Origin of the sequence: Xenorhabdus lircayensis (assembly GCF_016306625.1) — a bacterium.
In the GTDB taxonomy this organism is placed as follows: Bacteria; Pseudomonadota; Gammaproteobacteria; order Enterobacterales; family Enterobacteriaceae; genus Xenorhabdus; species Xenorhabdus lircayensis.
The window spans coordinates 1-4,644 of the sequence record NZ_JACOII010000005.1 but is presented as its reverse complement, the minus strand read 5'-3'; the positions used below and the strand labels follow the sequence as shown (position 1 = coordinate 4,644).

4 protein-coding genes are annotated in these 4,644 nt (G+C 58.1%); 1 reads left to right on the top strand and 3 read right to left on the bottom strand.

Annotated features, from left to right (window positions below):
• Nucleotides 1-47: 47 nt before the first annotated feature.
• The 3 genes from xerC to H8A87_RS00335 form a co-directional block, all read right to left on the bottom strand.
• Complete coding sequence (gene xerC / locus H8A87_RS00345; RefSeq protein WP_198688054.1) at nt 48-1,085, bottom strand: site-specific tyrosine recombinase XerC; 1,038 nt, start codon at nt 1,083-1,085, stop codon at nt 48-50.
• Complete coding sequence (locus tag H8A87_RS00340; protein WP_198688053.1) at nt 1,036-1,236, bottom strand: hypothetical protein; 201 nt, start codon at nt 1,234-1,236, stop codon at nt 1,036-1,038. Before H8A87_RS00340 ends, xerC begins: the two co-directional genes overlap by 50 nt.
• 69 nt (nt 1,237-1,305) lie before the next feature.
• The gene (locus tag H8A87_RS00335; protein ID WP_198688052.1) at nt 1,306-4,023 is read right to left on the bottom strand and encodes a CHC2 zinc finger domain-containing protein; all 2,718 of its coding nucleotides are present in this window, start codon (nt 4,021-4,023) and stop codon (nt 1,306-1,308) included.
• 136 nt (nt 4,024-4,159) lie between these two features.
• Between H8A87_RS00335 and H8A87_RS00330 the strand changes: the two genes are divergently transcribed.
• A complete protein-coding gene (locus tag H8A87_RS00330) occupies nt 4,160-4,492 on the top strand; it encodes a helix-turn-helix domain-containing protein (protein ID WP_332460308.1) in 333 nt (110 codons plus the stop codon).
• The last annotated feature ends 152 nt before the right edge of the window (nt 4,493-4,644 follow it).

Below are 4,644 nucleotides of genomic sequence, written 5' to 3'. Positions count from 1 at the left end.
ACGGGCAGTCCGGCCACGGTCTGCCCCCGCACCGCACCCTGCCCGACTCAACGGGGATGATCGGGCTGTCCCGTACCACTGCCGTCACTGCCTTGCGCCGCCGTTTCCGCCTGCGCCGTGCCGCTGTCTGCCTTTCCATCCCGTTCAGCGGGGTGCGTCTGGTGATGCACGGCCTTTAAGTGTCCGATGGCAACCCGTGTATAGATTTGCGTCGTTTCCAGCTTCTCATGCCCCAGTATCGCCTGGATATGCCGGGTATCCGCCCCGTTCTCCAGCATCTGCGTGGCCATCGAATGTCTGAACAGGTGGCACGCCCCCGGTTTATTGAGTCTGGCCTGTTCCCTGATTGCTTTCCCGGCCATCAGCGTCACGGTGCTGCGTGCCAGTGGTTGCCCTTTGATGGTAATAAACAGATAACCACTGTCATATTTCCACGCCAGCCGGGGGCGAACATCGGTCAGATAACGGTTTACCCATGACAGCGCCCGTTCCCCGATGGGCACAACCCGGTCTTTGCGGCCTTTTCCCTGCCGCACCACAATAACGCCCCGCCCGCTGTCAACATCATCCAGCTTCAGGTGGAGCAGTTCATTACGGCGGATACCCGTACTCCAGAACACTTCCAGCAAGGCACGGTCACGCAACCCCAGCGGCGTCCGGATATCAATGCTCATCAGTACCGCTTCGGTTTCGGCTTCACTTAACACCTGTGCAGGCAGCCGCTTTTCTTCTTTCGGCATTGCCAGCAGCTCCGCCGGGTTATACAGGATATGATGGCGTTTCAGCAGCCAGCGGAACCAGCCCCGCAACGCGCTCAGGCGGTTTATCAGGCCGCCGTTGGTGTAATACTGCCCGTCAGCCTTGCGGTAACTGCGCAGGTAGCGCTGCCAGCTCTCCAGTAAGGCCAGTGAGACCTGTGGCGCATAGCGGACGTCACGCAGTTCGCACCAGTCCACGAACGGGCGCAGCCGCTCCCGGTAGGCTTCCTGTGTGCGTTTGCTGTATCCACGGTCAACAACGGTATCCAGATACGCCTCAAGCTGCTGGCGCAGGGTGGCAAGGGTAAAAGTCGGTTGGGTTTCCATGACGGTTTTCCTCTGTGGGCGGGTGAACAGGCCGTTCCGGTGCTACGGTATGACTGCGTTTATCAGGGAGGCCGGAACAGTGATTTTTCGCTGAGTCAGACTTGCGGGCGTTAATGCCTTTCTGAATGCGGACTGGCGGCCATTTTCTCACCCAGACTTAGCCCAGACCTGGGGCAGACTTGGCCTAAACTTGTGCCATCATTCTCCAGACTTGCGCGGATCATACCGGGACAATCAGGCCGCTTAAGTGCGCACTGTCGCCATCACCATCCCAGAGCAGTTCGTATTGCAGCAGGTGCCCGCGACTGCCGCCGTGGATAAGCAGGTATTCCATGTCACTCAGGCGCTGGCAATGCAGCTTAAGCTGGCTGTCGCTCCAGTTCGTGTAAGCGCGGATATCCCGCCGGGTAAAGCGAACGTCGCGTAACGTCTTCTGCCCGTTTCCGGCCATGTCATGAGCCATTTGCTGTATCAGCAACAACAGCTTGCGGGTCTGCGGCGGCATCTCGTCGAGCGTCCGGCCTAAGATGTCATGCGCGAGCTGGTTCGCCAGCCGGATATCGTCTTTCGTGACTTCGATATATTCCAGCCGCCTGCCGCGATGTTCAGCCACCTTCACTTCACGCTGGTACTGGTGCAGCAGGGCAATGCTCTGAATAAGCGTGAGATATTTCATATGGTCGCGGCGGGTGCGGGTTTTGTCGGACATAAAGGTCAGCTGGCTGGCATAGGGATTGACCACATTCAACGGACGCAATAACCGCTGGGCGTTTTGGTGCAACTGCGTCAGATAGTCGCGCTCGTTCTCGGCCAGCAACCCTTCAAGGGTCTGCTTATGCCGCTGCAACGCATGGATGGCTTCGGTCTGTTCGCGGGTTTCATTGATGGTCAGCACCAGACAGCGATTTAATAACTCTTCATCGACATCGATCGCCGTGGTCGTCAGCATCAGCATCACCGGGCCTTTCACCGTGTAGCTTTTGGTGACGAGGTTCCCGGTTGCTTCGTCCTTGCCGGTGCTCGCCATCGTCAGCTCGCCGTCACTCTGCAACAGCTTGAGCGCATAAGCGGCCTGCCGCACCCCTTCTTCTTCGGCAATGGCCAGTATCTTGTGCTGGAGATTGGTTTCACCGAGGTAGAACAGGCTCTGGCCGGTCATGGCACTGTACTGGATGCGTTCTTCTTCCGGTATCAGGTTGAGCACCGCATCCATTAATGACGATTTCCCGGCGGCACTGCTGCTCTGTATCAGGACGGCTAAGGGTTTGGGCAGTTTGCGGCTCACCGCCGCCAGATACCCCGCGAGCAGATTGGTCGATTCACCGACCACGCCACAGGCAGCTAAATCAGCCGTGATACGCGCGGTCAGGTTCGGGTCTTGCAGCAAGGCCAGTGCGGCCGACCGTTCCTCGGCACTCAGTTCAGGCTGCACGGTGTTGGGCGTCCCGGCTTGTTGCTGCCCTTGCTCAACGGCCAGTAACACCTGTCCCAGTGCCCGCCGGAGTTTCCCGTCGGCCAGCCCCAGCTCAGCGGCGGCCAGCCGCGCATAGCCCTGACGGCTGCGGGCGCTCAGCAAGTCCAGACTGTCAACGAACATCACCCCGCTTTGCGTATCAATAACCTGCGCATTGAGTTTCAGGGCAACCGCCCCCGCTTTCACGCCCGACAGCCCCCGGATGCACCAGCGCAGCGAACCCAGCGAGATAAGCAGCTCCCCGGCCGCGCCCGTTTCCCATACCACACCGGGCACAGGCGGCGGGGCGGCTACCTCAGCCGCTAAAGGCGACAGGGGGGTCGCCTGTAACGGGCTTTCAGTCACCGCGGCCACTTCCACATCACTGGCCGCCTGCATCGGCACCGCGCCCTCAATCAGCAGTGAGAAGGCCGTCTCTGGTTCGGCCACCTGGCACAGATATTCATTCGCATCTATTTCTGGCGGGAACACCACGCGTAACGGCGCAATACCTTTGCCAAGCAGCGCCGCCGCCAGTTTTACCGCCGCGTCATTGCCTGCGCTGTCATTATCGAATGCGATCAGCACCTGCCTGATGCCGTGCTGTTTAAACACCTGCCAGTGGTCAGCGGTGACGCCGTTCACCCCGTAAGCCGCCGTGACATTGCGATGCCCGGCTACCCAGAACGACATCGCATCAATCAGCGATTCACACAGGATGAGGGATTTTGACGCCCTCAGTGCCTGCTCATTCCAGACCCCGGCATGTTTGCCCGGCAGATAAAGATGTGTGGCCGTGCCGCCCCGCAACCGCTCGCCGATTTTACGCCCGTACATTTCCTGCACTTGCCCCTCAGGGCCGATCACCGGCACAACCAGCGAACCGACAAAATGTTCATGCCCGGACTCGCGCATGATGCCGGCTACCCGCAGGCGGCGGCGGATCGCCTCACCCGCTTTCACTTTTTTCGGTGGCAGACGGTAAGCCAGCGTGCGGTTGGCAAAGCCCAGCTTGAACTGCGCCACTAACTCAGGATGGTTGAGCCGCCGCTTCGCCAGATAATCCTGTGCTTCCGGCGCGCTCAGCAGCGTATGGTGATAGAACTCAACCACCCGGTGCAGCAGCGCCTGCCGTCCGTTCTCATCGTCTGCCAGCACCTCCGGCTCAGTGGGCGCAACCAGCGGCGTGACGGCTGGGCTGCCACCCAGCATTCCGCGTAACCGTTCCACGGCATGGCGCAGGCTTAAGTTCTCCGTTTTCATCACCCAGTCCAGCACCGAGCCGCCCGCCTCGCAGCCGAAGCAGTGATAGAGGTTCTTCGATGGCGTGATCACCATCGACGGGGTTTTTTCCTGATGGAACGGGCACAGCACGATCATATCCTTGCCACGCGGGGTTAACTTCCGTCCCTGCTGCTCAATAACAGCAACTAAGGAGACGGCGGCTTTCAGGTGCTGTAATTTTGCGTCGGGAATGCGAGCCATAAAAATGTTCCTTTTAAAACCGTGTCAATGCTCTCTATAGATATTATTATATGCTCCATAGAGGTCACTTAGTCAAGTCTATTTAGAACGGGGGGCGATAATGGAACTCATCAATATTGACAAAGGAACCGACTGGATGAGTTTCTCTGCCCGTTTTCTACAACTGCGCAAGCAGCATAGCCTGACCCAGCCTCAGATGGCTGATCGGGTAGGCATACATCTGACTCAGGTGCGCCGCTATGAATCTGGTGAGTCACAGCCCTCTTTAGACATTCTTAAGCGGATTGCGCTCACCTTTAATGTGTCGGCGGACTGGCTGATATTTGAGGAAGAAGAACGCGAGCCGCAGGATGAACTGAAGCTGAAGTTTGAAGCGGTAAAACAGATGGATGAGGAAGAGCAGCGTTCGGTGACGGCGGTGTTGGATGCCCTGATTTTAAAACATCAGGCAAGGCGATTATTTGAATGATCTGATTTAACGCGGCGCAGATGTGGTTGCAACACATCAACGCCGCTCACCACAAGCAACTATCTAGGAGTTGAACATGGCTAAGGCGCATTCTAAGCAAAACCGTACTCAAAATAAAGCCGCGAAAACAGAACGTTATTACACCGTGGGAT

What these genes read in the sequence shown, in the direction of transcription:
- xerC (WP_198688054.1), bottom strand. Translation starts at nt 1,085, where the DNA reads ATGGAAACCCAACCGACTTTTACCCTTGCCACCCTGCGCCAGCAGCTT.
- H8A87_RS00335 (WP_198688052.1), bottom strand. Translation starts at nt 4,023, where the DNA reads ATGGCTCGCATTCCCGACGCAAAATTACAGCACCTGAAAGCCGCCGTC.
- H8A87_RS00330 (WP_332460308.1), top strand. Translation starts at nt 4,160, where the DNA reads ATGAGTTTCTCTGCCCGTTTTCTACAACTGCGCAAGCAGCATAGCCTG.